A 26,128-nucleotide genomic window follows, 5' to 3' on the forward strand; every position below is an offset into this window, starting at 1 on the left:
CACGTGCGTACTCTTTTAAAATCCATCTTTTTGCTGTTTCTTACGGCGTGTATCGTGACCAGTTGCTCGCGTAAAAATGATACGTTCATCAACAGGAATTTCCACGCCATGGGTACAAAGTATAACATTCTGTACAATGGAACTATTGCCTTAGAAAATGGAAGGGAGGCTGTTGATGATGCCTTTACAGATAATTACTGGGAATTGCTTCCAGTAGAGCGCATGGAAAATATGGACGATTTTATGCTGCCTGGTCAGTCTAAAAATTCCGATTTTGAACGTGCTGAAGAAAAAGCGATCAAGGCAGTTCAAAAACATGGGATGAATATAAAAGGCAAAGAACACAATCCGCAAATTGATGAAGCCTATCTGTTGCTTGGGAAAGCCCGTTATTTTGACCAACGCTTAATTCCTGCAGTAGAAGCGTTTAACTATATTCTTTATAAATACCCCGCCAGCGATAAAATTAACGAGGCGAAAATTTGGCGCGAAAAAACCAATATGCGACTTGAAAACAATGAGCTCGCCATCAAAAACCTGAAACGTTTGTTGCGTCAGGAAACTCTAAAAGATCAAGATTTGGCGGACGCTAGTGCTACATTGGCACAAGCGTATATCAACATAAAGGCTAAAGACAGCGCCTTAATTCAGTTGGCGACTGCGGCGGAATTGACCAAGAAAAATAATGAAAAAGCCCGTTACAATTATATAAGAGGGCAACTTTATAATGAATTTGGACATAAAGATAGTGCAAACATAGCTTTTCAAAAAGTTATGGACTTGCATCGTAAAGTGCCTAGGGCTTATTTTATCAATGCTCATTTGGCCAAAGCGGCCAATTTTGACATGAGCATAGGAGATGTGATACTCTTTGAAAACTATCTGGCCGAGCTTGAACAAGATCGTGAGAATCGTCCGTTTTTAGACAAAATTTACTACCGGATTGCGGAGTTCCATAAGACTGCTAATCGCGATTCTTTAGCTGTTGTGTATTATAATAAATCTTTAAGAGCGTCTTCAACCGACAGACAATTAAGAGCATATGATTATAATACGCTTGGCGATATGAGTTTTGATAACTCAGAGTATAAAATGGCCGGAGCTTATTACGACAGCACCTTGACCAATATGGAAGTCGATTCAAAACCCTTTAGAATTATAAAGCGAAAGCGGGAGAATTTACAGGACGTCATCTATTATGAAGATGTTGCCCAAGTAAACGATAGCATCTTAAAGTTGGTCAACTTGTCTGATACAGATCGCGTCGCATTTTTTACCGGCTTTATCGATCAACTGAAAGCTAAGGCAGAACTTCTAAACGCGCAAGAGGAAGCGGCGTTGCGCAAAGCTAATGCAAATATCGTCAACCCAAATATTGCCGTGAATACAGCAACGGGCAATAGAGGTGTAGGTATTGATCAGCCTGGAAGTGGCGGACAGGGATTTTATTTTTATAACCCCACTACGGTAGCATACGGTAAAAATGAGTTTCTAAAAAATTGGGGCGATAGGTCCTTAAAGGACAATTGGCGACTTTCAAATACGCGTAGTAATGAACTTTCAGTACAAAGTAATGATCTGATTGCTGAGGCAACCGAAGAAGAACTTTATGACCCTGAGTTTTACGTCTCTAAAATCCCGACCGATGAAAATGTAATTGACAGTCTGATCAAAGATCGTAATTACGCTTATTATCAATTAGGCGTTATTTATAAAGAGAAGTTTAATGAACACGGTTTGGCAAAGGAAAAGCTGGAAGCTTTGTTGAGCAATGCGCCAGAAGAACGCTTGGTATTGCCAGCAAAATACAATTTGTATAAAACTTACGTGCTTTTGGAAGATAACCTTGCCGCAGAGCGCCTCAAAAATGACATTATCACCAATAGTCCAGAATCGCGATACGCTTCCATTTTGCTCAATCCGAAGTCGGAGATGTCTAGGGATGAAAATAGTCCTGAAAGCGTATATGAGCGCATTTACGCCAGTTACGAAGCTCAGAAATTTCAAGAAGTCATTGACCAGAGTGATGTGTACATTGAAGAATTTGAAGGCGATCCCATTGTGCCGAAATTTGAAATCTTAAAAGCGTCGGCAAGAGGACGACTCTATGGTTTTGAAGCGTATAAGGAAAGCATCAATTTTATTGCTTTAAACTATGGCAATTCTGATGAAGGCAAGCGGGCTCAAGAAATCATGAAGGATGTTATCCCGGTGTTGTCCCAGAAGGAATTTCAAGATAATGCGCTGACCAAAAAATTCAACGTCATCTACCAGTTTGAAAATGCTACCGCTGAAGAGGTGGAGGAATTTTTAAAGAAATTGAATGAGGAAATTACTCAAATCAGATATTACGATTTGAGTGTTTCTAAAGATATTTACGATAAAAACACCGTATTTGTCGTGGTCCATGGTCTAAATAGCATCAACGGCGCAAGCGGATTTGCAGATTTATTGGAAGAACGCAAAGCAAATATCACCCGACCTTACATTGCCATTTCATCACCTAACTATGAAATTGTGCAACGCCATAAAAATTTAAACGAATACCTCAAATTACAATAAACCACCAGAACGATGTTTGCAGAAAACAAGAAGAGCAGAAACACTTCAGAATCATTTAACCAACAAAACACCATTGCGAAAGGCACCACCATTACCGGAGACATTATAAGTGACAGCGACTTTAGAATAGAAGGTAACGTTCAAGGAAATATTAAAACCCCAGGGAAAATAGTCTTGGGAAAAACAGGTATCATTAACGGCACAGTTAAGGCAGCCAATGCGGATATTGAAGGCAAATTCTCAGGAAAATTGATGCTGACAGATACTTTATCCTTAAGAGCAACGGCAGTAGTAGAAGGTGAAGTAGAAGTTGGTAAATTTGCGGTGGAACCTGGAACTACTTTTAATGCTACCTGTGTTATGAAAAGCAATATTACAGAACGGAACACCAATAATAGTATAAAAGCACTAGATGGCAAAGAAATCAAAAAGGGACAGCTCGCTTAATAGCTACGCAAAATATTCAGGAATAGGCATCCAGATGTTTGCCATTATCGGCATAGGAAGTTTTATAGGCGTCAAACTTGATGAGAACAACGGCGGCGATGGCAACTGGTGGACCATTATCTTAGCGCTGACCTCAACAATTATTGCCATAGTTTTTGTAATAAGACGTATTATTGCAGATTCAAAAGACGAAAATTAAAATACGTGCAACATTTTTAAAATCCTGTGGTTTTTACCGATTAAAAAAAGGCGAATAATTTCCAGATTAGGACTCGCTTTACAAGGGTTTTAGCAAAATAAATAGACAGATAACTTAAATTTTTAATGACTGCAGACTTCAAGAAAAGACAACTTAACTTTTTACTCCTCATAACTATTTTCACGGTGGTGCTTTTCGGCATTCATAGTTACGTGCTTTCTTACTTTGGCACGGAGTTAAATTTGTATTTTCCAGTGTGGCATATTTATGCCTTTCTTTTTGGGGTCACCACATTGTTATTCACCATTGTAAATTATAAATTTTCAACGGGAAAAACAGATGTTTTGATGCTCTTTATGGGCGGTACAATTGTAAAGATGCTCTTAGCTATTTTATTTTTGTTACCGCTGATTTTATCAGATTTTGATAATAAACAACCCGATATATTTAACTTTTTTATTCCTTATTTTTTATACTTGGCATTTGAAGTGTATACCATCACAAGGTTCCTTGAGAAAACCCCGTAATTGGTGTGCCTTTAATATTGATAAAAAAGTGTTTGACAATTAAACTAATGTGTGTACATTTGCACGGAATTTAGAGCAAGGTATTTTTAAGCTATTCATAATGACATTAAACACTTTAAGAGCCGTATTATTTTTAGTTTTTTCTGTAGCATTCACCAATTTAGGGTTTGCTTCACAAGATAACGAAGACCAAGACAAAGGGTTCAATGCCACAGAGATGATCATGCATCACGTTAAAGATGCCCATGAGTTTCATATTGTTGATTGGGATAACAAGCCTATCAGCATTGCTTTGCCAATCATTCTTTTTACAGATAACGGTCTCACGACCTTCATGTCTAGCGAATTTCATCATGATGATTCAGGAACACATATTGTGGAAAAAAATGGTGAGCGCTTTGTAAAATACCACGAAAAAATCTATCAATTAGCTCCTGGTGTAAACAGCCTGACTTTTGATGAAGAATTACATCCTAACAATGCAACCACTCCTTTAGACTTCTCCATTACCAAAAACGTCTTTATGATGTGGGTAACGGTCATCTTATTATTCATCATCTTTATTTCTGCAGCGCGTAAATACAGCAAATCAAACAATAATATTCCAAGAGGTGTCGCTTCTTATGTTGAGCCTTTAATCGTTTTTATTAGAGATGAGGTTGCGATTCCTATGATTGGGGAAAAGAAGTATAAAAAATATATGCCTTTCTTATTGACGGTGTTTTTCTTTATCTGGATCAACAATATTTTTGGATTAATTCCTATTTTAAACGGCGCTAACGTGAGTGGAAACATTGCGTTCACTTTGTCTTTAGCATTGTTCACATTCTTTATAGTCATGTTCAGTGGAAATAAAAATTACTGGAAGCATATTTTTTGGATGCCAGGCGTTCCGGTACCAATGAAAATATTTCTGATGCCTATTGAGATTATCGGAATGTTTGTGAAACCATTTTCATTAACCATTCGTTTGTTTGCTAATATTACTGCAGGACACATTATTATCCTGTCGTTAATGTCTCTAATCTTTACCTTCCAGAGCGTTGCTATTGCACCGGTTTCTGTCGGATTTTCATTATTCATTTTAATCATAGAAATTGTAGTAGTTGCAATTCAAGCATATATATTTACTGTGTTATCTGCCTTATATATTGGTATGGCTACCGCAGAAGACGATCATCATTAATTAATTTAAATTTTATTATTATGACTATTACAGGAATCGCAGCATTAGGAGCTGGAATGGCAGTTATTGGAGCAGCAATTGGAATTGGTAAAATCGGTGAGTCAGCTATGAACGCTATGGCTCGTCAACCGGAAATCCAAGGAAAATTACAAACTTCAGCGCTTATCTTAGCGGCTTTCGTAGAGGCAGTAGCACTTTTTGGTGTTGTTGCGGCTATCATCGTTAAGTAATCATTTAAGACGGACACAGAAGTAACGGTTGGTTATTTCTGTGTCTTTATTACACTTCGAAGCTGTAGAGTCGGAGACACAAAATTTAAATTATAAAAACTAAAACCTATTATAAATGGATTTAATTACACCAGGCTTAGGACTTGTTTTTTGGTCACTCATCACATTTTTCATTCTACTTGTAGTCTTGAAAAAATTCGCATGGAAACCAATTTTAGGAGCTGTTGATGAGCGCGAAAGCGGCATTAAAAATGCTTTAGAAGCGGCGGACAAAGCGCGTAAGGAAATGGAAAACCTTAAAGCAGACAATGAGCGTATCCTTAATGAAGCGCGTGCTGAGCGTGAAGCGATGTTGAAAGACGCACGTGACATCAAAACTAAAATGGTGAGCGATGCTAAGGAAGAAGCGCAAGAGCAAGCCACTAAAATCATTGCTCAAGCTCAAGAGGCTATCGAGCATGAAAAGAGATCAGCCATGGCTGAACTTAAAAATCATGTTGCAAGCTTATCAATTGAAATAGCGGAGAAAGTAGTGCGTCAGGAATTAGGAAACAAAGACAGACAATTAGAATTGGTCGAGTCTATGTTGAGTGACGCGAAATTAAATTAATTGGACTGTCACACTGAGCGCAGTCGAAGTACGTTCAGCATGACAATAGTAAAGTTGAATAATTAAAAGAGATCCCCACCTACGTGGGCATTACTATGGCACAAACAAGAACAGCAATACGTTACGCAAAAGCAGTTTTAGATCTTGCAAAAGATCAAAACACGGCAGAGGTTGTACACGCTGATATGAAGTCAATTGCAAATGCTGTCGCAGCAAGTACGGATCTTAAAGACATACTTTTAAGTGCTGTTGTGCCTTCTGCAACAAAAAAATCGGCTTTATTAGCAGTTTTTACTGGTTTGGATACGCTAAGCATCAACTTAATAGACACGTTAATAACCAACAAACGTATCGCTATATTAGGAACTGTTGCTGAACAATATAATGAGTTGTATAATGAAGGTGAAGGAAAGCAAGTTGCTACGGTAACCACTGCGGTTTCACTAACGGATGAGCTCAATGCTAAAGTTTTAGCCAAAGTTAAAGAATTGACGGGTAAAGAGGCTGAGATTCTAAGCGTGGTTGACGAATCTATTTTAGGTGGTTTCATCTTACGCGTAGGAGATATGCAATATGATGCAAGTATTGCAAACAAATTGAATCAATTAAAAAAAGAATTTACATTAAACTAAAAGTTTTATTGATCGGTCACACTGAGCACAGTCAAAGTGAGTCCTTAAAGTCAATAGAAATAATATCTAATAAAAATGGCAGAAGTAAAACCAGCTGAAATTTCAGCAATCTTAAAGCAACAATTGTCAGGATTTGAAGCTAGCGCTTCATTAGACGAAGTAGGAACGGTTTTGACAGTTGGAGATGGTATTGCACGTGTGTATGGCCTAGCCAACGTTCAATACGGTGAGTTAGTTGAATTTGCAGATGGGCTTGAAGGCATCGTACTAAATCTTGAAGAAGATAACGTAGGTGTTGTATTGTTAGGACCTTCAGTAGGTGTTAGCGAAGGCTCTATCGTTAAACGTACAAAACGTATTGCTTCCCTGAAAGTGGGTGAAGGCATCGTTGGACGTGTGGTAGATACTTTAGGTACTCCAATTGACGGTAAAGGTCCAATTGAAGGAACGCTTTATGAAATGCCATTAGAACGTAAAGCTCCGGGAGTGATCTACCGTCAGCCAGTAACTGAACCGTTACAAACGGGTATCAAAGCAATCGATGCAATGATTCCAGTAGGTCGTGGTCAGCGTGAGTTGGTAATTGGTGACCGTCAAACTGGTAAAACAGCAGTTTGTATCGATACCATTATCAATCAAAAAGAATTTTATGATGCAGGTGAGCCTGTATATTGTATATATGTCGCTATTGGGCAAAAAGCCTCAACAGTAGCTTTAATCGCAAAAACATTAGAAGAAAAAGGCGCCATGGCTTACACAACAATTGTTGCGGCCAATGCCTCTGATCCTGCTGCAATGCAAGTGTACGCACCGTTTGCTGGTGCTGCAATTGGCGAGTATTTTAGAGATACTGGCCGTCCTGCATTAATCGTTTTTGACGATTTATCAAAGCAAGCAGTAGCCTACCGGGAGATTTCGTTATTGTTACGTCGTCCACCAGGACGTGAGGCGTATCCAGGTGACGTTTTCTACCTTCACTCCAGATTATTGGAGCGTTCTGCAAAAATCATCAATAATGATGCTATTGCAAGAGAAATGAACGATTTGCCAGATGTTTTGAAACCAATCGTAAAAGGTGGCGGCTCATTAACCGCATTACCAATCATTGAAACGCAAGCAGGAGACGTTTCTGCATATATTCCAACCAACGTAATTTCTATTACTGATGGTCAGATTTTCTTGGATGGTGACTTGTTTAACTCTGGTGTTCGTCCAGCAATTAACGTAGGTATTTCTGTATCTCGTGTTGGTGGTAACGCTCAGATCAAATCAATGAAAAAAGTATCTGGTACTTTAAAATTAGATCAAGCACAATACCGTGAGTTAGAGGCGTTTGCTAAGTTTGGATCTGATTTGGATGCAGTTACCTTAAACGTCATCAATAAAGGAAAGCGTAACGTGGAAATCTTGAAACAAGCTCAAAACGATCCATTTAGAGTTGAAGATCAAGTGGCAATTATATATGCGGGTTCTAAAAACTTGTTGAGAGACGTTCCTGTAGAGAAAGTAAAAGAATTTGAGCGTGATTACCTAGAATTCTTAAAAGCGAAACACAGTGATGTCCTTGCTTCTCTAAAAGCAGGAAAACTTACTGATGAAGCGACGGATACTCTAGCTGCAGTGGCTAAGGAATTATCGTCGAAATATAGAAAATAGTATCAAGTACAGAGTATTAAGTACAAAGTACTAAGATTGAGAGGAAGCTTTCAAAATGTTATTTTAAAGTCAAAATATTGAAAAGTGTTTTTTGTTCAGTCTTAATACTGATATCTTAATACTTAATACTAACAAAAAATGGCAAACTTAAAAGAAATACGTAACAGAATTACATCGGTATCTTCCACTATGCAGATTACCAGTGCCATGAAAATGGTATCGGCTGCAAAACTGAAGAAGGCACAAGATGCGATTACTGCATTGCGTCCGTATTCTGATAAATTAACGGAATTGTTACAAAGCTTAAGTGCAACTTTAGATGCTGATTCTGGAAGTAAATTTGCCGAGCAACGTGATGTCAATAAAGTATTGTTAGTGTCAATTACCTCTAATAGAGGTTTGGCAGGAGCTTTTAACTCTAACATCATCAAAGCGACTAACCGATTGATTAATCAAGATTATGCTGGTAAAGAGGTTTCCATAGTGGCCATTGGAAAAAAGACCAATGATGCCTTTAAGAAAGGGAATCGTGTTATCGCCAACAAAAGTGAGATCTATGACGATTTAACCTTTGATAATGTTTCTGCAGTTGCCGAGTTATTAATGGAGAAATTCATTAATGAAGAAGCCGATAAAATTGTATTGGTTTACAATAAGTTTAAAAACGCTGCGACACAAGAAATCATGACCGAGCAATTTTTACCAATTGTTCCAATGGAAAAAGATGCGGATGCTGATTTAGATTATATTTTCGAGCCTTCAAAAGAAGAAATCGTTAAACAATTGATCCCAAAATCTTTAAAGACACAGCTTTTTAAAGCTCTTAGAGATTCTTTCGCTTCTGAACATGGCGCACGTATGACTGCGATGCATAAAGCTACAGATAACGCTACAGAATTAAGAGATCAATTGAAATTAACTTATAACAAAGCCCGTCAAGCATCTATTACCAACGAAATTTTAGAAATTGTTGGTGGTGCGGAAGCACTAAATAATTAGGCGAAGCAGAGCGAGCCAAATTAATTAGCGGCGGAAGCACTAAATAATTAGGCGAAGCAGAGCGAGCCAAATTAATTAGCGGCGGAAGCACTAAATAATTAGGCGAAACGGAGTGAGCCAAATTAGCTAGCGTCGGAAGCACTAAATAATTAGGCGAAGCAGAGCGAGCCAAATTAATTAGGGCCAGAAGCACTAAATAATTAGGCGAAACGGAATGAATCAAATTCTGCATATAAGTGAGAGTTTAGAATAATTTAAGTATAAATGTCACCCTGAGCGCAGTCGAAGGGTCATAAAAATAAAAAAGCCTTACTTCTTGAAAGTCAGGCTTTTTGGTTTCTGTTACCTTACGTTTGTGGCTATATTATTTTTATGGAATGTTATTTGTTATCTTACAGTAATAAATACCACTGCCATATGAAACTCTTATATATGTTCTCAACACTTATAGTTATGTCCTTAACTGCATCAAAATGCTCGGATGCCAAAAAGATGGATAAAAAAGCACCGGCAATTCTTGGTGACGTTTATGTAGAATCTTATACCTCGGAAGATAATTCGGGTCACACTGGTTACAAACTATACATTCCGATGCACTCTCAAGAAACCAAGGACATCCTGCTCGACTCCGTATATTTTAGAAACCAGACCGTTAAATTGGATAGAACCACAGAAGGTTCGAATACCTTATATACTGGAGAATTTAGAACTCATCAAAAATCAAATAATGATATTATAATGAGCAGTAATCCTATGGATGAAATGGCCAATACACCCCCAAATATTTCCAAGAGAATCCCTTTTGAGTTAGAGGCATCGGAAGGTATTGTGAGTTATAAATATAAAGGCGATATCCGCTATTTTAAGATAGAAAATATTCAGGATAGGACTATTGACAACTAATCAAGGTCATTAATTACAGGCTATAAGATGGTGAACGACAAATTTCAAGAGGACACTTTCCGCTTATAATTGTTTAGCGCTGCTAGAATCCCTACTTTTATCCAATAATATAAAACCACCTTGAGCGGATTCAAATCTCTTTTTAAACAGACCTTCATTTATGGGTTAGCCACAGTGTTACCAAGGATGTTGAGTTTTCTGTTGGTGCCCTTATACACTACCAAAGGAGTACTTCCATCTGTTGGCGAATATGGGAAGGTTTCCATTATATTTTCTTGGTTTGTTATTTTTAATGTCATCCTTTCCTACGGCATGGAAACTGCTTTCTTCAGATTCTTTAATAAGGAAAAGGATCAAGATAAGGTGGTTGGCACTTCAGCAATTTCATTAATCGTTTCCTCGTTAGGCTTCTTTGCTCTGGCATATGTCTTCAAGTCGCAAATTTCCGCCTTGACGGATATCAAACAGGAATATATTTCCTTAGTCATTTGGATTTTACTATTGGATGCTTTGGTGATTATACCTTTTGCCTGGTTACGCGCCAAAGGTCAATCGATGAAGTTTGCTGTGTTAAAAATTGCCAGTGTTGCCGTTAATTTAGGATTGAATATTTTCTTTTTATTATATCTCAAGAAATGGGCAGATCACAGTGCCTTCTTTGAATCGATGTACCTTCCGAATTTCGAAATCAACTACATTTTTATCTCCAATTTAGTGGCGAGTGCTGTGACCTTGGTGTTAATGATGAGTTTTTATTTTAATATTCAGTACCGTTTTGACAGTCCGCTATTTAAAAGAATGATGCGCTACGCAATGCCTGTATTGATTGCTGGAATTGCTTTTTCAGTAAATGAAACCTTCGATCGTATTTTATTAGACTATTTACTTCCCGAAGACATTGCGGATACAAAAATCGGCATGTATTCCGCCTGTTATAAAATAGCGGTATTTATGACCTTGTTCGCTACGGCTTACCGTTTGGGTATTGAACCCTATTTTTTCAGTCACGCCAACACAAAAAATCCCCAAAAAAATTATGCTTTAATCTTGGAGTTTTTTGTGGCTTTTGGGTCCGTGATGTTGTTGAGCATTGTCGTATTTGCGGATGTGTTAAAGCCTTATATTGTCAGAAGTGAAGAATATTGGGAAGCCATGTGGATTGTGCCCTTAATCTTAATCGCGAATTTGTGTTTGGGAATTTACCACAATCTTTCGGTGTGGTATAAAGTTACGGATAGAACAAAGTTTGGAGCCTATATTTCAGTGTTTGGAGCCCTCATCACCTTGGCGCTCAACTTTTGGTTAATTCCTACTATGGAGTATCGGGGTTCAGCCATAGCGACCTTGGTGGCTTATGCGAGTATGATGGTTGCTTCATATTACTACGGTCAAAAATATTACCCCATTCCGTATAACATAAAAAAAATGGGATTGTATTTATTGGTTTCATCGGCATTTTCGGTAATTTCGTTTTATGTATTTCGGGAGAATTATCCGGTGGGAATCAGCTTACTTTTAGCATTTGCAATCATGGTAGTCCTGCTCGAAAAAAAACAAATCAAACAAATCATACATTCTAAATAGCATAAATCCTCACTATAGGCGTTAATCCTTTTTGAGATCTTGCATTAAAATACACTTATGACTATTAAAATTATCAATAAATCCAATCACGCCTTACCCAACTATGAAACCATAGCTTCTGCGGGAATGGATTTGCGGGCGAATTTATCAGAATCGAGAATTTTAAAACCTTTGGAAAGGAGCATTGTAGGCACTGGCCTGTTTATGGAACTTCCTATCGGTTACGAAGCACAAGTACGCCCAAGAAGCGGACTCGCTGCTAAAAACGGCATCACCGTGCTGAACGCTCCCGGAACCATTGATGCGGATTACAGAGGCGAAATTGGCGTCATTTTAGTGAATCTCTCCAATGACGATTTTGAAATAGTTAACGGCGAACGCATTGCACAATTAGTGATTGCCAAGCACGAGCGTGCCGAATGGACTGCAGTAGATACACTGTCAGAAACCAAACGTGGTGAAGGCGGGTTTGGTTCCACCGGAACTAAGTAATGGTCACTTCTTTGCTATGGGACATGTCTTCTGATGCCGACTCCTAAGATATAACCGCAAATTTTTTTAAAATTATGATGTCTGGTTGAGCGCAGTCGGAACCTGAGCCGACAATATGCAAAAGCACGACATCTGATAAACAAAGAATAAATAAGAGTAGATACCTGCCCCTGCAGGCATCCCTAAGTATAACCCATAAAAAACACCTGCCTTAGCAGGTAATGATATGAAAATAATTGTACCAATGGCAGGACGTGGATCACGTTTGCGCCCACACACCTTAACCGTACCAAAACCATTAATTCCTGTAGCCGGGCAACCTATTGTCCATCGCTTGGTAAAAGATATTGCGAAAGTTCTAGACCAACCCATTGAGGAGATTGCCTTTATTTTGGGCGATCCAGCCTTTTTTGGTAACGATGTTGTTACAAGTTTAAAAGAATTGGCCACCAGTTTGGGAGCTAAAGCGGCCATTTACCGTCAATACCAGCCTTTGGGTACAGGTCACGCTATTATGTGCGCTAAAGACTCCTTATCGGGCCCAGCAGTGATTGCTTATGCGGACACTTTGATTAGAGCCGATTTTAATCTAGATCCTACTGCCGATGCAGTTATTTGGGTGAAACAAGTGGACCAACCGGAGGCCTACGGCGTGGTTAAATTAAATGCTCAAATGGAAATTGTAGAGCTTGTTGAGAAACCAAAAGATTTTATCAGTGATTTGGCGGTTATTGGCATATACTACTTTAAAGATGTAAACGTTCTTAAACAGGAGTTGCAGTATGTTTTAGATAATAACATCATCCATGGTGGCGAATACCAAATTAATGATGGCATTAAAGGCATGATGGCCAAAGGCAAGGTTTTTAAAACTGGGGAAGTTGCAGAGTGGATGGATTGCGGTAATAAAGCCGTAACCGTCGAGACGAACACCAGAATGTTAGGCTTTATTAAAGCTGATGGTGATGAAAATATGGTAGCGCCTTCGGTTAAACTGGAGAATTCAACCATTATTGAACCGTGTTTTATTGGTGAAAATGTAATTCTAAAAAATGCTACCATCGGACCAAATGTATCTATTGGTAATAATTGTAATATATCAGAATCTACAATTAAAAACAGTTTGATTCAAACTCATAGCACCATTAAAAACGCTAATTTTGATGAGGCGATGATCGGTAATCACGTGCAATATGATGGGAAGTTTAAAACGGTGAGTATTGGAGATTATTCTGTTTTAGAATAAGCAGTCGAGAGGAGCAACTAGTGTTAAGTTAAAAAGGGCCTGTCAATATGAATTTTAAAGATTACATAGTAACATGTCTATTTGCGATAGTTTTCGTCGCCCAGACGTGTTATGCCCAAGTTGATCCCAATCAAAAACCAACTGATGATCTTGGCAACGTAGAAGACCAATTTCAAGAGCATTTTTTTGAAGCCTTAAAACAACAAGGCATCGAGAATTATCAGCGGGCGATTGATGCCCTTTTAAAATGCAAAGCCATAGACGACAAATCTGTAGTGTATTATCAATTGGGCAAGAATTATAATAAGCTTAAAAATTTTGGTGCCGCTGAAGATGCTCTAAAACGAGCGGTTTCTAAAGAGCCTGAAAACGAATGGTATTTAGATGAGCTTTATGATGTCTATAACCAACAGGGAGATACTAAAAAAGCGATAAAAACCGTCAAACAATTGGTCAAATACCATCCTGATTACCGTCAGGATTTGGCCTCATTATACATCAAGAGTAAAGAATACAAGGAGGCCATAAAACTCTTGGATGAACTGGATAAAGAGTTCGGAATCAGTGCAGATAGAGATTATCTAAGAAATCAAGTCTACACAATTACTGGGCGTGATGAGGAAAGAATCGAAAATTTGCAAGAGCGTTTGGACAAAAATCCAGAAGACGAAACCAATTATTTAACGCTCATCTACCGCTATAGTGAAACTGGCGAAACGGAACAGGCGTTTCATACGGCGCAACAATTGCTAAAAGTTCACCCAGAATCAAAATTGGTGCATTTGGCATTGTATAAATTTTATCTCGATAATAACCAGGCAGAAAGTGCCATCGCCTCTATGCAAATTGTGTTGACCGCGCCAGAAATCAATCCGGATGCGAAAACTAAAGTTCTCAATGACTTTATAAATTTTGTGGCTAAAAATCCGCAGCACGAAAAAGATCTTATTGATGTGACTGCCATGATTGATGAGAGCAAAAGTTTTAAAACTTTGGTTGAGTTGGCCCAATACTATTTAAAGTTAGAAGACAAGTCAAAAGCTTTGATGTATTTTGAAGACGCTCTAAAGTTAGAACCTACAAATTTTGCAGTCATTAAAGACGCACTTTTACTTCAGATTGATTTAGATTTCAACGAGAAAGCTGTGGTCAGAAGTCGGGAGGCTTTGGAGTTGTTTCCAGCACAACCCATACTATACCTCATTAAAGGAGTAGCACATAACAACTTAAAACAGTCTAAAGATGCTGTGGCTAGTTTAGAATCAGGTTTGGATTATGTAATTGAAGATCCGAAAATGGAAGCTGATTTTTACACGCAATTGAGTATGGCATATAAGTTGAATAATAATAATACCAAATCTGAATCGTTTGCAAAAAAGGCAGCCGCTTTAAAAAATCCTAATGAATGAGACTTTACAAATTAAGTGCCCTAGTACTTTTATTGGTTTTAAGTGTTAGTTGTAGATCGACCAAAACCTTAACGGGTACTGCGGAGATTGATAAAAACATGTCCGCAAAACAGATCATTCGAGAAAATGCGAAACAGGAAGTGCGGTTTAAAACTTTGCAGGCTAAAGTGCGTATTGATTATACTGAGGGTGATAATAGCAATGGCACTACTGTTAATTTGAGGATGGAAAAGGACAAAGTCATTTGGATGAGCGCACCTTTAGGCGTCGCCCGCGTTATGATTACTCAAGATAGCGTCAGGTTTTATGACAAACTCAACAACCAATATTTTGACGGCGATTTTTCATTATTAACGCGATTGTTAGGTACAGATATCGATTTTGAAAAAGTTCAGAACATCTTTCTTGGGGAGCCCATATTTAATTTAAAGAACGACACTTACGTTAGCGTGCCAAACGATTCGTCTTATGTATTACAACCAAAAGAACAACGCGCACTTTTCGAATTGTTTTTTCTAGTGAATCCAGGCTTTTTTAAATTGGATTCGCAACAGTTGTATCAACCTAATGAAAAGCGGATGTTGCAGATAGATTATAAAACATATCAAACTGTGAGCAAGCAAATTTTTCCTGAAAACATTCGTATTATTGCAGTGGAAAAAAATGATGAAATCATTATTGACCTCGACTTTAAAGCCATCAGTTTAAATGGGGAAGTCCGTTTTCCATTCAACATTCCATCAGGATATAAAGAAATTGAACTTGAATAATGCGTTACCAACCTAACATTTACAGATTGATCTTACTCTTTTCTTTGTGGAGCTTCGCTATGAATGCACAAAGCCAAAAGCAACAAGAGTTGGAAGCCAAGCGCCAGTCCATTCTGAAGGAAATCCAACAGATTAACAATTTACTCTTCACCAAAAAGAAAGAAGAGAAAACGATCATCTCTACGGTTGAAGATTTAAATTATAAAGTGAATGTGCGCAAAAACCTCATAAAGGTTACCAATGACCAGGCAAATTTATTGACACGGGAAATCAATACCAATCAGAAGCAAATTAGCACACTAAGAGATCAGTTAAAAAGTTTAAAAGAAGATTACGCCGCGATGGTGGTGAAGTCTTATAAAAGCAAATCTGAACAAAGTAGGGTGATGTTTTTGCTGTCTTCTGAAAATTTTAAGCAGGCCTATAAGCGACTTCAGTATATCAGACAATATACAGACTACCAAAAGGAGCAAGGTGAAGAAATAAGGAGTAAAACAGAGAAATTACAGGTCCTGAATACGGAATTATTGCAGCAGAAAAAGGATAAGACCAGATTGATTGAAGAAAACCGATTGGCCAAGCAAAAGTTGGAAGAGGATGTAAAAGAGCATCAAAAACTGATGGAATCGGTTAGGAAAAACATGAGTTCTTATGCCTCTCAAATTAAGAGCAAACAACAGGAAGCCGATAAAATTGACCGCGAAATAGAAAAACTAATTCGTGAGGCGATTGCTGCTTCTAATAAAAAAGCGGGAAAATCGACAACGGCATCTAAAGGATTCTCCTTAACGCCAGAAGCGAAAGCACTAGAGGCCAAATTCGAGTCGAATAAAGGCAGATTACCGTGGCCAGTTCGTACCGGAGTGGTGAAGGTGAAATACGGTACACAGCGTTCTCTGATTGACAATACTATTGAGATTAATAGTAATGGTATCCGTATTGCTACGGATAAAAATGCGAAAGTGCGTTCTGTCTTTAATGGAGAAGTGTTGGCGGTACAAAGTACAAAAAATGGAAATCCTTGGATTTTAATCCAGCACGGTAACTACATTACAGTATATAAGAATCTTTCCAAAGTATATGTATCAAAAGGCAATAAGGTCACTACCAATCAGGATATCGGAGAAGTCTTTACTGACCCGTCTAACGGCGAAACCATGTTGAGCTTTGCTATCTATAAAGATTCAAAATTTCAGGATCCTGCCGTATGGATTGTGAGATAAAAAGAATAAGGATTCAAAGTGAAATTTTAGCTCCCGCCATTATAGGTGTTTTCCACGCCATTATTGGTGTTTTCCACCAACAACTTGAAAAAACCTTGATGATGTTTTTAAGGCCGTTGTTGGTGTTTTCCTGCCATTAGGTGTTTTCCTGCCATTGTTGGTGTTTTCCACCAACAATTCTTTCGTCATTATTGGTGTTTTCCACCATCAATTCTAACCCAATAAATAAATAATCCCAATCTATTGAAACAAAGCTTTCAACTCCGTAGCATCCTGAGCTTTCATTTTTCCAGCCAGTACCAAACTCAATTGTTTACGGCGTAATGCGGCTTCAAACCTGGTTTTTTCCAACTCCGTTTCTGGAGTAATTTCCGCAATTTGTGTTGGTAGACCTGTTTCGTCTACAGCCACAAAGGTATAAATCGCCTCATTAGCTTTTGCTCTGACCCCTGATTCGCGATCTTCTATCCAAACGTCCATAAACACTTCCATTGAGGTTTTAAAGGCTCTAGACACCTTCGCTTCAATGGTAACTACAGATCCTAAGGGAATAGTTCTGTTAAAAGCCACGTGATTAACCGATGCTGTAACCACAATGCGGCGGCTATGACGTCTGGCTGCAATACTCGCAGCGCGGTCCATGCGTGCCAACAATTCTCCTCCAAAGAGATTATTTAGTGGATTGGTCTCACTCGGAAGTACCAAATCAGTCATGATACAGATGGAATCGCTTGGATGTTTGGCTTGCATTGGGTGTTTTTTTAAAATTAAATGCAAAGATAGGTGGAATTTGTGAATTTTCAATGACACAACGGACTCCTGAAGGTGAGTTTTAGAGGAATAAAAACGTCTCTTTTAAGACCAAAAAGAACGCCTTTTTCCAAACAAGGACCGGAATTTAGAATAGTATAAGATGTCAGAAATGAGATGGTATGAATGGTATGAAATGTGTGATGACGCTTATTTAAGTGCTCTCACCAACAACCACGCATCTTGGTTAAAGTTGCGACGAATACTGCGGAGTGCAACTAGGGCTTCATTGCTATTTTCGTAGCTAGAATATACGACTTCATGCAGTCCGTATTTATTAACGCCAATTGTTCGTGCTTTAAAGCCTTGTTCTTGAAGTTGTTCAACTTTTTTATCAGCATTTTCAGCCACTCGATAAGCTCCTGCAATCAGATGATAATTACCTTGTTGCTTTTCGACGTTTAAAGTTGTTGCAGGCAACGGGTTTTCAATCACAAATGTTGCTTGCTGAACCTTGGCATCCAATTGCTCATTGGCGGCTTCCTGAGCTAGTTGATTGTGGGTTTCTACTTGATTATTATGAAAGGTTGCAACTCCAAATCCGCCTACAGTTAAGGCAATAAGTGCTACGGCTGCATATTTAAGGAATGAACGGCTTGAACGTCGTTCAGGAGTGATGTCAATAGGAATGACATCTTCCAAAGTTTCAACTTGTTTTTTATAGACTTCACGCTTAACCTGCGCTGCTTTAAATTCAGTAAGTCCAAAAGCATCGGTAAGATAATTGCTGCTATGTGAAGGTTCAAAAACAATTTTTCCATCGGCATTCAAGATTAAATCTCCAATGCTGCTAAAATTCAGAGTTTCCCCCTCAATCAAAAAAGCGTTTATGGATTTAACTTGCTTACTGATTTTTTGAACGGCAACTTCGTAAGGAATCTTTTCAACATCAGCGATATAGCTTGCCAATAAGCCGTCATTATGCTTTAGTTGCTCATTAAACGATATCACTTTTTTAGGTGGAAAAAAGGTATGCGTGTTCTCATCCATTCTAGCCGAGACACGTTTGGTTAAAAAGGCACCAAATTCTGGAATCGTCACACAGTCGTAACGGTACAGTAAATCGCTTATGTAAGTTTCTATATGCATCGAAACAAAGTTAAGAATTTTTGATTTTCGCCGAAATTAAAGTCCTACTATTTATCAACATTGCTTAAATTTAAACCGTTTTCCTTCTTAATCAACCTTATAAATGTCAGATCAGGACTTAATTTTCATTCTTGCACTTCAAAATGTGCCGAAAATAGGCGACATCACAGCCAAAAAACTGATCGCCCACTGCGGTTCTGCAGAAGCTGTATTCAGAGAAAAGAAGCAACAGCTCTTAAAAATTGATGGGATTGGAGGCAGCATGTTGGAAGATATTTTTAATAATAGTCATGTCTTGGCTGCAGAAAACGAACTGAAATTTATCAGAGACAACAATATCCAACCCTTATATTTTATGGATAATAGTTATCCTGAAAAATTAAAGCATTGTATTGACGGTCCCATTCTATTGTTTCAGGCGGGCCAAGTCAATCTGAAACGTCAGCGTTTGATCAGCATTGTGGGGACTCGCAAAATCACGTCTTCTGGGGTGGCATTTTGTGAACAGTTGATTGAACAATTGGCAGTTTTTAATCCGGTAATCATTTCCGGGTTTGCTTATGGCACGGATATTACCGCCCAAAAAGCGGCCGTAAAGCACAAATTGCAAACGGTGGGCTGTTTGGCTCATGGCTTGAATCAAATCTATCCTAAAGTTCACAAACGCTATGTGGCGGAGATTGAGCAAAACGGCGGTTTTTTAACCGAATTTTGGAGCACCTCCCATCCTGAACGGGAAAATTTCTTAAAGCGCAATCGGATTATTGCCGGCGTCAGTGAAGCTACCATTGTCATCGAGTCTGCAGAACGGGGCGGAAGTCTGGTTACGGCTGATATTGCCAATTCTTATAATCGTGATGTGTTTGCGGTGCCAGGAAGAACCACGGATGCGCAAAGTACAGGATGTAATAATCTGATTAAGTATCAAAAAGCCCATTTGTTGTCAAACCCTATGGACGTTCCTTATATTTTGAATTGGGAACTTGAAAACGAAAAAAAGCCAGCCATTCAAAAACAGCTCTTTGTGGAATTGGAAGCGGACGAAAAAATCATCTATAATTATCTGAAATCTAAGGAGCAACAATTGTTAGATAGTATAGCTCTAGAATGTCGTATGCCTATTTTTAAAGTAGCCGGCGTACTTTTGAATATGGAATTGAAAGGCGTAATTAGACCACTTCCCGGGAAGTTGTTTGAAGTGATTTAATAAACTTAATTGCTGGAATTATTGAAATAACCCCCTCGCCTTTTGCTTAGGTTCTGAAGCAAAAGCCACTCTTGCTTTAAAAGGAGGAGAAGTTTAGCTTTTACTTTTAGTATTAAAAATTTTGTTGAGTAATGAATCCCTTCCCTTTTTTAAGGGAAGGTGGCTTTGAACTCTAAAAAGAGTTCAAAGCCGGAAGGGTTTTATTAAACCTGATTATTTAGTACCCAATCTTCTTGCGTACACGTGCCAAGACGTCATCTGCTACAATTTTAGCTTTTTCAGCGCCAACGGCCAATGCTTTTTCGATTTCCTCGAGATTGTTCATGTAGTAATTGTAACGCTCACGAGGCCTTTCAAATTTTGCTAAAATCAATTCGTATAAAGCTTGCTTAGCGTGGCCGTAACCATAATTGCCTTGCTCGTAGTTTTGCTTCATCGTGCTAATGTCTTCATCAGACGCCAATAAACTGTACAGTGCAAAACAGTTACAGGTACTCCAGTCTTTTGGTTCTTCTAAAGGTGTGCTGTCTGTCTCAATAGACATGATTTGTTTGCGCAACTGTTTTTCTGGTAGAAAAATATTGATATAATTATTTTTGCTCTTGCTCATTTTGGCCCCGTCAGTTCCCGGAATAAGCATATTGTTTTCTTGTATTTTACCTTCCGGAAGTACAAATGTTTCACCCATTTTAGCGTGAAAACGCGACGCGACATCACGGGTCATTTCAATATGTTGCAATTGGTCTTTTCCTACTGGTATAATTTCAGCATCGTATAATAAAATATCCGCAGCCATCAGCATTGGGTAAGTAAACAAGCCCGCATTCACATCCTCCAATCTATCGGCTTTATCTTTAAACCCGTGCGCTAAGGTTAGGCGTTGGTACGGAAAAAAGCAGCTTAAATACCAACTTAATTCGGTGGTTTGTGGCACATCGCTCTGACGGTAAAAAACAACGTTGTCAATATTTAAATCAAAAGCGAGCCAGGTTGCCGCAACGCTGTAGGTATTGTGTCTTAAAGTTTCCGCATCTTTAATTTGAGTTAGAGAATGCATGTCTGCAATAAATAGAAACGAGTTGTTATTGGTGTCATTCGCCATCTCTATTGCCGGGAGGATCGCCCCTAAAATATTTCCTAAATGTGGGGTGCCCGTACTTTGTATGCCTGTAAGAATTCTTGCCATGTTTACTTCCCGCGAAAGCGGGAATCTCATTTAATTAAACAAAATTATTTATACCGCAAAGGTAATTTTTTTGAAGGAATAGCTCAATTAATTTAATTAGTTTTGGACCCGATGAAAATTTTGAAATACGCATTCTGGATTCTATACCGCATTTGGTTCTATGTACTCGTGGCCTTGCCAATACTAATTATGTTTCCTTTTTTAGTAATTTCAATTTTGAAAGAAGAATGGTATCCTTATTTTTTTAAGATGGCACAATTTTGGGCCGCTTTTATCTTGATGGGGATGGGGTTTCGCTGGACTGTTAAAAGAGCGCAAACTCCAGAACCTGATAAAAGCTACATGTTTGTGGCCAACCATACCTCTATGGCAGATATCATGCTGATGTTGGTGAGTGTGAAAAATCCTTTTGTATTTGTGGGCAAGGCGGAGTTGGCTAAAATTCCACTATTTGGGTTTTTCTATAAACGTACCTGCATTTTGGTAGACCGAAGCTCTGAAAAAAGCAGAAAAGCCGTGTTTTTAAGGGCTCAAAAAAGATTAAAACAAGGGATGAGTATTTGTATTTTCCCTGAAGGCGGTGTGCCTCATGAAGATGTTGTATTAGACGACTTTAAGGATGGCGCTTTCAGATTGGCTATTAATCACCAAATTCCCGTTGTTCCAATGACTTTTGCGGATAATAAAAAGCGATTTTCTTATGTGTTTTTTAGTGGCGGTCCAGGGAAGATGCGGGTTACAGTGCATAAATTCCTAAGTACCGAAGGTTTGACTTCAAAGGATGCCAAGGTGTTAAATGAGCAGGCCAGAACTATTATTCTTACACAGTTGTTGGCCTCTCATAAAATTAAAAAAGCTACTCTTGGCACAGAGTAGCTTTTCCTAAGTATTGCATTGCTGCAATATCTATCTAACCAACTAAAAAACTAAAATTTAAAACTAAATCCGGTATAGACCCCAATGTAATATGGTCTAAAATCGCCGGAAGTATTGGTAAACGTATTGATTTGGTATTTGAACATCGGCTCCAGATTAAGCCTTAACATGCGCGATAGGTTATAATTAAATCCCAAACCAAAATTGGCACTATAACTGGTACTGTTAATATTGTTGGCTTCTCCTATAAGTGCTCTCTGATTTTCCAAAACTGAAAACACTTCGTTATTGTTAAGAAAAAGGGTGCTAAAACCACCAATTATATTGAACCCGAATTTACGGTCAATAATCGTGTATTCCATCTCTAAGGGAATTTCAATATAACCAAATTGCTGCTCCAGAGCTCCTTCAGTATTAGAAACTAAAGCTTGTGGTGCAGAATTATTGCTGAGGTTGGACGTGCTCAGAAAGCTATTGGAACTCCCATGATTTCTAAAATTAATATTTTGCAACTGATTGGTTTTTGCTGCTGAACCAAAACTATTCAATTGGTTATATGCCATTACCCCATTCGTGCTATATCCTAAATTGACTTTATTGATACCTGCTCTTACCTTTATTTTGTCCGATATGGCGTAACTTCCGTTGATCCCGTAACTCATATTCACTTCGCCACTTTTGCTGTTATTTACAAACTGACCATCAATAGAGGAACCTTTTCCTAAAGTATTAAAATAAACCGGCGCGACAGTAGGCGTGATGTTCCATCTGTTGGGTTGCGTATCAGGATCTTCTTTACGGATAGCATTAGCTTCAGCAATAGCCTCCTCAATGCTATCATCGTTTTTACTTAAAGTGATGGACTCTTCGGGATCTGAAGGTAATTCTAAAGTTTGTTTTTCCTCTGGATTTTGAATGGGTGTTTGCGCCATTTTTAAAGCCTCACTTTTAGCGTTTGCAATAGCATCATTGGTCTTGTGGTCTCGTTTGTAAATGTCATCCTTAGATTTCGGTTGTGGTAGATTTGGAGTGTTTTTCACTACTGCTTTATTTTCTGTTTTAGCGCTTATGCTGTTTGCTTTGGACGCTGCGTTATTTAGAATTAAGGGAGCATTGGTGTTTTCTTTAGTAGGTGTGTTGCCGACAATTTGGGTGGCTGCATTGGTGTGGGGATTAATTGTAGGCGCTGTTTGGTTGAGAGTAGGATTTCCATTTGATGGTTCCGAATCTTCCGCTGAAGTGACGATTTTAGTGGCATTCTCATAAGATTCTGTGACAGAAGATGCTGATGTATCTTGTACTTTCTCAGTCCCAACCATTTGGTTTTCGGGAGTAAATTCGCCATTTTTAGTTTCAAATATTATACTGCCCACCGTGAATAATAACGCTAACAGAGCCGCAACACCTGCTAATTTCCACCATAATGGTATCACACGTCGTTTGCGTTCATCTTTATGTAGGGCATTATGAATGTTCTCCCAAACAGCGTCATCAGGAGTGGCTTCGAAATTTTTGAATTTCTCCTGAAAAAGACGGTCTATATGTTTTTTATCGTTCATTTATAAACTCTGCGAATTAAATTGTGTTTTGTAGTGCTCAATTTTATCTTTTAAAATCATCCGGGCCCGAGCGAGATTCGATTTTGAGGTTCCTGTGGAAATATCTAACATGTCAGCAATTTCTTTATGTGAATAATCATCCAGAACATAAAGATTGAATACCAATCTATACCGGTCAGGCAATTCTTGGATGATGCCTAATAGAAAATCAAGACTAACCTCATCCTCATTAATTTCAATGGCTACGTCTTCAATTTGATCTTCATTGACAATATCAAAAACACCCACAGTTCTGTAGCGCTGAAGCGCTGTATTGATGGTAATGCGCTTCATCCAACCTTCTAAGGAACCTTTGTGGCTGAACTGATCTATCTTGTTAAAAATGGTTACAAAGGCATCTTGCAGATTGTCCTGGGCCTCCGCATAATTCTTTGAATACTTCAGACACAGCGAAAATAATTTGCCCGAGAAGAGCTTGTATATTTGGCTTTGTGCTTGCGCATCATTTTTTTTACAATTGATGATGAGTTGCTCTAAACTCACAGGTATGGGATTAATGAGTTATTTTTTCACCGTTTTCTACTACAGGCACTTCTACAATATAATATAAATCTGTGCCGCTGTCATCTTTGCCCTGCCAAAATTTAAATACATAAGTGCCATTACTGGTCACTTTAAAGTTAAATGTAGCTTCCACTTCTGAGGTGATATCCAATCCACAATCTTGATTAGGATATTCGGCATCGATTACCGCTACAGTACGCTGATTCAAATCGCGCGAATAATAGAAATCATAAAAAGCGGAGCATCCAGCGGGTCTGATATAGGTAACAGTGATGGGGTAAACTTTGCCAAGAACAAACTCTTCTGGGATATCTACGCTTTCAATCGGTAAAATTTTAGTGTAAAATTCGTTGGAATCATCAATACTACAAGACGCCAAAGTTAGTAGTACAACACATAAAAAAATGAGCTTTTTCATAAGATATAGTTTAAATAAAAATCTTTTTCATTTATTAGATGCTGCACGATCTTAAAGGTTGCGTTGTAAACAAAAAAAATCCCTTCAGAAAGGGATTTTAATAATTTAGTGGCTGTCTTACAAACTTAAGCGTTGTTTACTCTTCGCCTGAAGTTGCTGCTTTGGCAATTTTTCTAACCTTAGCTTCCAACTCATCCATCAATTCAGGATTGTCTTTTATCAAGGCTTTCACAGCATCTCTACCTTGCCCTAATTTTGTATCTTCATAGCTGAACCATGACCCGCTTTTCTTAACGATTTCATGTTCTACAGCGATATCTAAAATTTCCCCAACTTTAGAGATTCCTTCGCCATACATAATGTCAAATTCTGCCATTTTAAAAGGTGGTGCAACTTTATTCTTCACCACTTTTACCCGTGTTTTATTACCAGAAACATTACCATCTGTCTCTTTAATTTGAGTTGAACGTCTAATATCCAAACGTACAGAGGCATAAAATTTTAAGGCATTACCACCTGTAGTGGTTTCAGGGTTTCCAAACATTACCCCAATTTTTTCACGTAATTGGTTAATAAAAATCACGGTACAGTTGGTTTTGCTAATAGAACCCGTTAATTTTCTCAAAGCTTGAGACATCAATCGTGCATGCAGACCCATTTTAGAGTCGCCCATCTCACCTTCAATCTCACTTTTAGGAGTTAATGCAGCCACAGAATCGATGACTACGATATCAATAGCGCCTGAACGGATTAAATTATCGGCAATTTCTAAAGCTTGCTCCCCATTATCAGGTTGAGAAATGATCAAGTTTTCTAAATCTACCCCTAATTTTTCAGCGTAAGTTCTATCAAATGCATGTTCCGCATCAATAAAGGCGGCAATGCCACCGGTTTTTTGTGCTTCTGCTATGGCATGTAAGGTTAAAGTTGTTTTACCAGAAGATTCCGGTCCGTATATTTCGATAACCCTTCCACGTGGATATCCACCAACGCCTAAGGCAATATCCAATCCTAGAGATCCTGAAGAAATGGCATCAACATCTACCACGGCCTTGTCACTCATTTTCATTACAGTCCCTTTGCCATAGGCTTTATCCAACTTGTCTAAAGTTAGTTTTAGGGCTTTTAGTTTTGCTTCTTTTTCACTACTCATTTGTTGTTCTTTTTCTAAATTTTATCGAAGCTAAATTACGACAATTTTTCCTCTTTGATCAGGATATCGCGCAACCTTTTTGTTGTTTTTACATCTACATGATAAGATGGGGAAATCACGCTATGAAAAAACCCTTTTTATCTGAATTATAACATACTGCAGATGAAATTTTTTATCAAAATTGTTTTTAACAAGGCTTTGGGCCTTTCAGTTTCCATTACTGTAAATGGGAATTGTAAATCTGACGGTGGCTAGCTCGTAATGTAAATTTGTAAATTGATATTTAAAATTTATACTAACGAGTTAGTCCTCAAAAAAGCACCCCAGATTGATCTGCGGTGCTTTTTTTGTTTTAAATAATGGAGAGATGGAGATTGAAGATTACAGATTGAAGATTGCTGACCCGCCCGAACGTACCTTTTCGGTACGGGTGGGTTGCTGAATGTTGATTGTTGACTCAGTACTGAACACTGCCAACTGCCAACTGAAGACTGAGGACTGCCAACTGAATACTGCCAACTGAATACTGCCAACTGAATACTGCCAACTGAATACTGAGGACTGAATACTGCCAACTGAGTACTGAGGACT

General features: G+C 38.3%; 27 protein-coding genes. 19 read left to right on the forward strand and 8 right to left on the reverse strand.

The features are described from left to right. The first annotated feature begins 3 nt into the window (after positions 1–3). The 17 genes from porW to ES711_RS08260 all read left to right on the forward strand — a co-directional run bounded on the left by porW (position 4) and on the right by ES711_RS08260 (position 16,675). Positions 4–2,562 (forward strand): type IX secretion system periplasmic lipoprotein PorW/SprE, encoded by a 2,559-nt coding sequence (porW, locus tag ES711_RS08180; protein ID WP_146892466.1) that lies wholly within the window; start codon positions 4–6, stop codon positions 2,560–2,562. Positions 2,563–2,574: 12 nt separating this feature from the next. Then, positions 2,575–3,009 carry a bactofilin family protein gene (locus ES711_RS08185; protein WP_146892468.1) on the forward strand — a complete coding sequence of 145 codons (435 nt, stop codon included), beginning with the start codon at positions 2,575–2,577 and terminating at the stop codon, positions 3,007–3,009. After that, positions 2,975–3,208 carry an AtpZ/AtpI family protein gene (locus tag ES711_RS08190; RefSeq protein WP_146892470.1) on the forward strand — a complete coding sequence of 78 codons (234 nt, stop codon included), beginning with the start codon at positions 2,975–2,977 and terminating at the stop codon, positions 3,206–3,208. The genes ES711_RS08185 and ES711_RS08190 overlap by 35 nt, the downstream gene beginning before the upstream one ends. Positions 3,209–3,333: 125 nt before the next feature. Continuing rightward, a complete protein-coding gene (locus tag ES711_RS08195; protein ID WP_146892472.1) occupies positions 3,334–3,735 on the forward strand; it encodes a hypothetical protein in 402 nt (133 codons plus the stop codon). A 100-nt stretch (positions 3,736–3,835) separates the two neighbouring features. Further along, a complete protein-coding gene (gene atpB, locus ES711_RS08200; protein ID WP_146892474.1) occupies positions 3,836–4,921 on the forward strand; it encodes a F0F1 ATP synthase subunit A in 1,086 nt (361 codons plus the stop codon). Between the two features lie 20 nt (positions 4,922–4,941). Continuing rightward, positions 4,942–5,151, forward strand: a complete 210-nt coding sequence (gene atpE / locus ES711_RS08205) for an ATP synthase F0 subunit C (protein WP_146892476.1) — start codon at positions 4,942–4,944, stop codon at positions 5,149–5,151. 115 nt (positions 5,152–5,266) lie between these two features. Next, entirely contained in the window at positions 5,267–5,761 is a 495-nt protein-coding gene (locus ES711_RS08210; RefSeq protein ID WP_146892478.1) for a F0F1 ATP synthase subunit B, read from the forward strand. Positions 5,762–5,856: 95 nt separating this feature from the next. Continuing rightward, a complete protein-coding gene (atpH, locus tag ES711_RS08215; RefSeq protein WP_146892479.1) occupies positions 5,857–6,393 on the forward strand; it encodes an ATP synthase F1 subunit delta in 537 nt (178 codons plus the stop codon). A 75-nt stretch (positions 6,394–6,468) separates the two neighbouring features. Next, the gene (gene atpA / locus ES711_RS08220) at positions 6,469–8,049 is read left to right on the forward strand and encodes a F0F1 ATP synthase subunit alpha (RefSeq protein ID WP_146892481.1); all 1,581 of its coding nucleotides are present in this window, start codon (positions 6,469–6,471) and stop codon (positions 8,047–8,049) included. Between the two features lie 138 nt (positions 8,050–8,187). After that, a complete protein-coding gene (gene atpG, locus ES711_RS08225; protein ID WP_146892482.1) occupies positions 8,188–9,048 on the forward strand; it encodes an ATP synthase F1 subunit gamma in 861 nt (286 codons plus the stop codon). 417 nt (positions 9,049–9,465) lie between these two features. After that, complete coding sequence (locus tag ES711_RS08230; RefSeq protein ID WP_146892484.1) at positions 9,466–9,951, forward strand: hypothetical protein; 486 nt, start codon at positions 9,466–9,468, stop codon at positions 9,949–9,951. 120 nt (positions 9,952–10,071) lie between these two features. Next, entirely contained in the window at positions 10,072–11,535 is a 1,464-nt protein-coding gene (locus ES711_RS08235; RefSeq protein ID WP_146892485.1) for an oligosaccharide flippase family protein, read from the forward strand. 57 nt (positions 11,536–11,592) lie between these two features. Then, positions 11,593–12,027: a dUTP diphosphatase gene (dut, locus tag ES711_RS08240; RefSeq protein WP_146892487.1), complete on the forward strand. Its 435-nt coding sequence runs from the start codon at positions 11,593–11,595 to the stop codon at positions 12,025–12,027. A gap of 226 nt (positions 12,028–12,253) precedes the next feature. Continuing rightward, positions 12,254–13,273, forward strand: coding sequence for a sugar phosphate nucleotidyltransferase (locus tag ES711_RS08245; RefSeq protein WP_146892489.1), 1,020 nt, complete (start codon positions 12,254–12,256; stop codon positions 13,271–13,273). A 47-nt stretch (positions 13,274–13,320) separates the two neighbouring features. Continuing rightward, positions 13,321–14,682 carry a tetratricopeptide repeat protein gene (locus tag ES711_RS08250; RefSeq protein ID WP_146892491.1) on the forward strand — a complete coding sequence of 454 codons (1,362 nt, stop codon included), beginning with the start codon at positions 13,321–13,323 and terminating at the stop codon, positions 14,680–14,682. Beyond that, on the forward strand, positions 14,679–15,452 hold the full coding sequence (locus ES711_RS08255; protein ID WP_146892493.1) for a DUF4292 domain-containing protein: 774 nt from the start codon (positions 14,679–14,681) through the stop codon (positions 15,450–15,452). The genes ES711_RS08250 and ES711_RS08255 overlap by 4 nt, the downstream gene beginning before the upstream one ends. A 59-nt stretch (positions 15,453–15,511) precedes the next feature. Further along, a complete protein-coding gene (locus ES711_RS08260; RefSeq protein WP_246139149.1) occupies positions 15,512–16,675 on the forward strand; it encodes a murein hydrolase activator EnvC family protein in 1,164 nt (387 codons plus the stop codon). 60 nt (positions 16,676–16,735) lie between these two features. Here ES711_RS08260 and ES711_RS16560 read toward each other — a convergent pair whose 3' ends face one another. The 3 genes from ES711_RS16560 to ES711_RS08270 form a co-directional block, all read right to left on the reverse strand. Next, positions 16,736–16,864, reverse strand: a complete 129-nt coding sequence (locus ES711_RS16560; protein ID WP_262713419.1) for a hypothetical protein — start codon at positions 16,862–16,864, stop codon at positions 16,736–16,738. Positions 16,865–16,915: 51 nt separating this feature from the next. Next, complete coding sequence (locus ES711_RS08265) at positions 16,916–17,425, reverse strand: acyl-CoA thioesterase (protein ID WP_146892497.1); 510 nt, start codon at positions 17,423–17,425, stop codon at positions 16,916–16,918. Between the two features lie 210 nt (positions 17,426–17,635). Further along, the gene (locus ES711_RS08270) at positions 17,636–18,574 is read right to left on the reverse strand and encodes an HU domain-containing protein (RefSeq protein ID WP_146892498.1); all 939 of its coding nucleotides are present in this window, start codon (positions 18,572–18,574) and stop codon (positions 17,636–17,638) included. A gap of 103 nt (positions 18,575–18,677) precedes the next feature. On the opposite strand from ES711_RS08270, the gene dprA reads away from it, so the two are divergent. Further along, on the forward strand, positions 18,678–19,781 hold the full coding sequence (gene dprA / locus ES711_RS08275; RefSeq protein ID WP_146892500.1) for a DNA-processing protein DprA: 1,104 nt from the start codon (positions 18,678–18,680) through the stop codon (positions 19,779–19,781). 217 nt (positions 19,782–19,998) lie between these two features. Here the strand turns inward: dprA and trpS are convergent, their stop codons facing one another. Next, positions 19,999–20,967, reverse strand: a complete 969-nt coding sequence (trpS, locus tag ES711_RS08280; RefSeq protein WP_146892502.1) for a tryptophan--tRNA ligase — start codon at positions 20,965–20,967, stop codon at positions 19,999–20,001. A gap of 111 nt (positions 20,968–21,078) precedes the next feature. On the opposite strand from trpS, the gene ES711_RS08285 reads away from it, so the two are divergent. Further along, complete coding sequence (locus ES711_RS08285; protein WP_146892504.1) at positions 21,079–21,843, forward strand: lysophospholipid acyltransferase family protein; 765 nt, start codon at positions 21,079–21,081, stop codon at positions 21,841–21,843. Between the two features lie 50 nt (positions 21,844–21,893). Here ES711_RS08285 and ES711_RS08290 read toward each other — a convergent pair whose 3' ends face one another. From ES711_RS08290 to recA, 4 genes are all read right to left on the reverse strand, one after another. Then, positions 21,894–23,402, reverse strand: coding sequence for a hypothetical protein (locus ES711_RS08290; RefSeq protein WP_146892506.1), 1,509 nt, complete (start codon positions 23,400–23,402; stop codon positions 21,894–21,896). After that, complete coding sequence (locus ES711_RS08295; protein ID WP_146892508.1) at positions 23,403–23,945, reverse strand: RNA polymerase sigma factor; 543 nt, start codon at positions 23,943–23,945, stop codon at positions 23,403–23,405. A gap of 10 nt (positions 23,946–23,955) precedes the next feature. After that, positions 23,956–24,384, reverse strand: a complete 429-nt coding sequence (locus ES711_RS08300) for a hypothetical protein (RefSeq protein WP_146892510.1) — start codon at positions 24,382–24,384, stop codon at positions 23,956–23,958. A gap of 136 nt (positions 24,385–24,520) precedes the next feature. Beyond that, the gene (recA, locus tag ES711_RS08305; RefSeq protein WP_146892512.1) at positions 24,521–25,537 is read right to left on the reverse strand and encodes a recombinase RecA; all 1,017 of its coding nucleotides are present in this window, start codon (positions 25,535–25,537) and stop codon (positions 24,521–24,523) included. Positions 25,538–26,128 lie beyond the last annotated feature (591 nt).

This window comes from Gelidibacter salicanalis (assembly GCF_007997285.1).
Taxonomy (GTDB): Bacteria; Bacteroidota; Bacteroidia; order Flavobacteriales; family Flavobacteriaceae; genus Gelidibacter; species Gelidibacter salicanalis.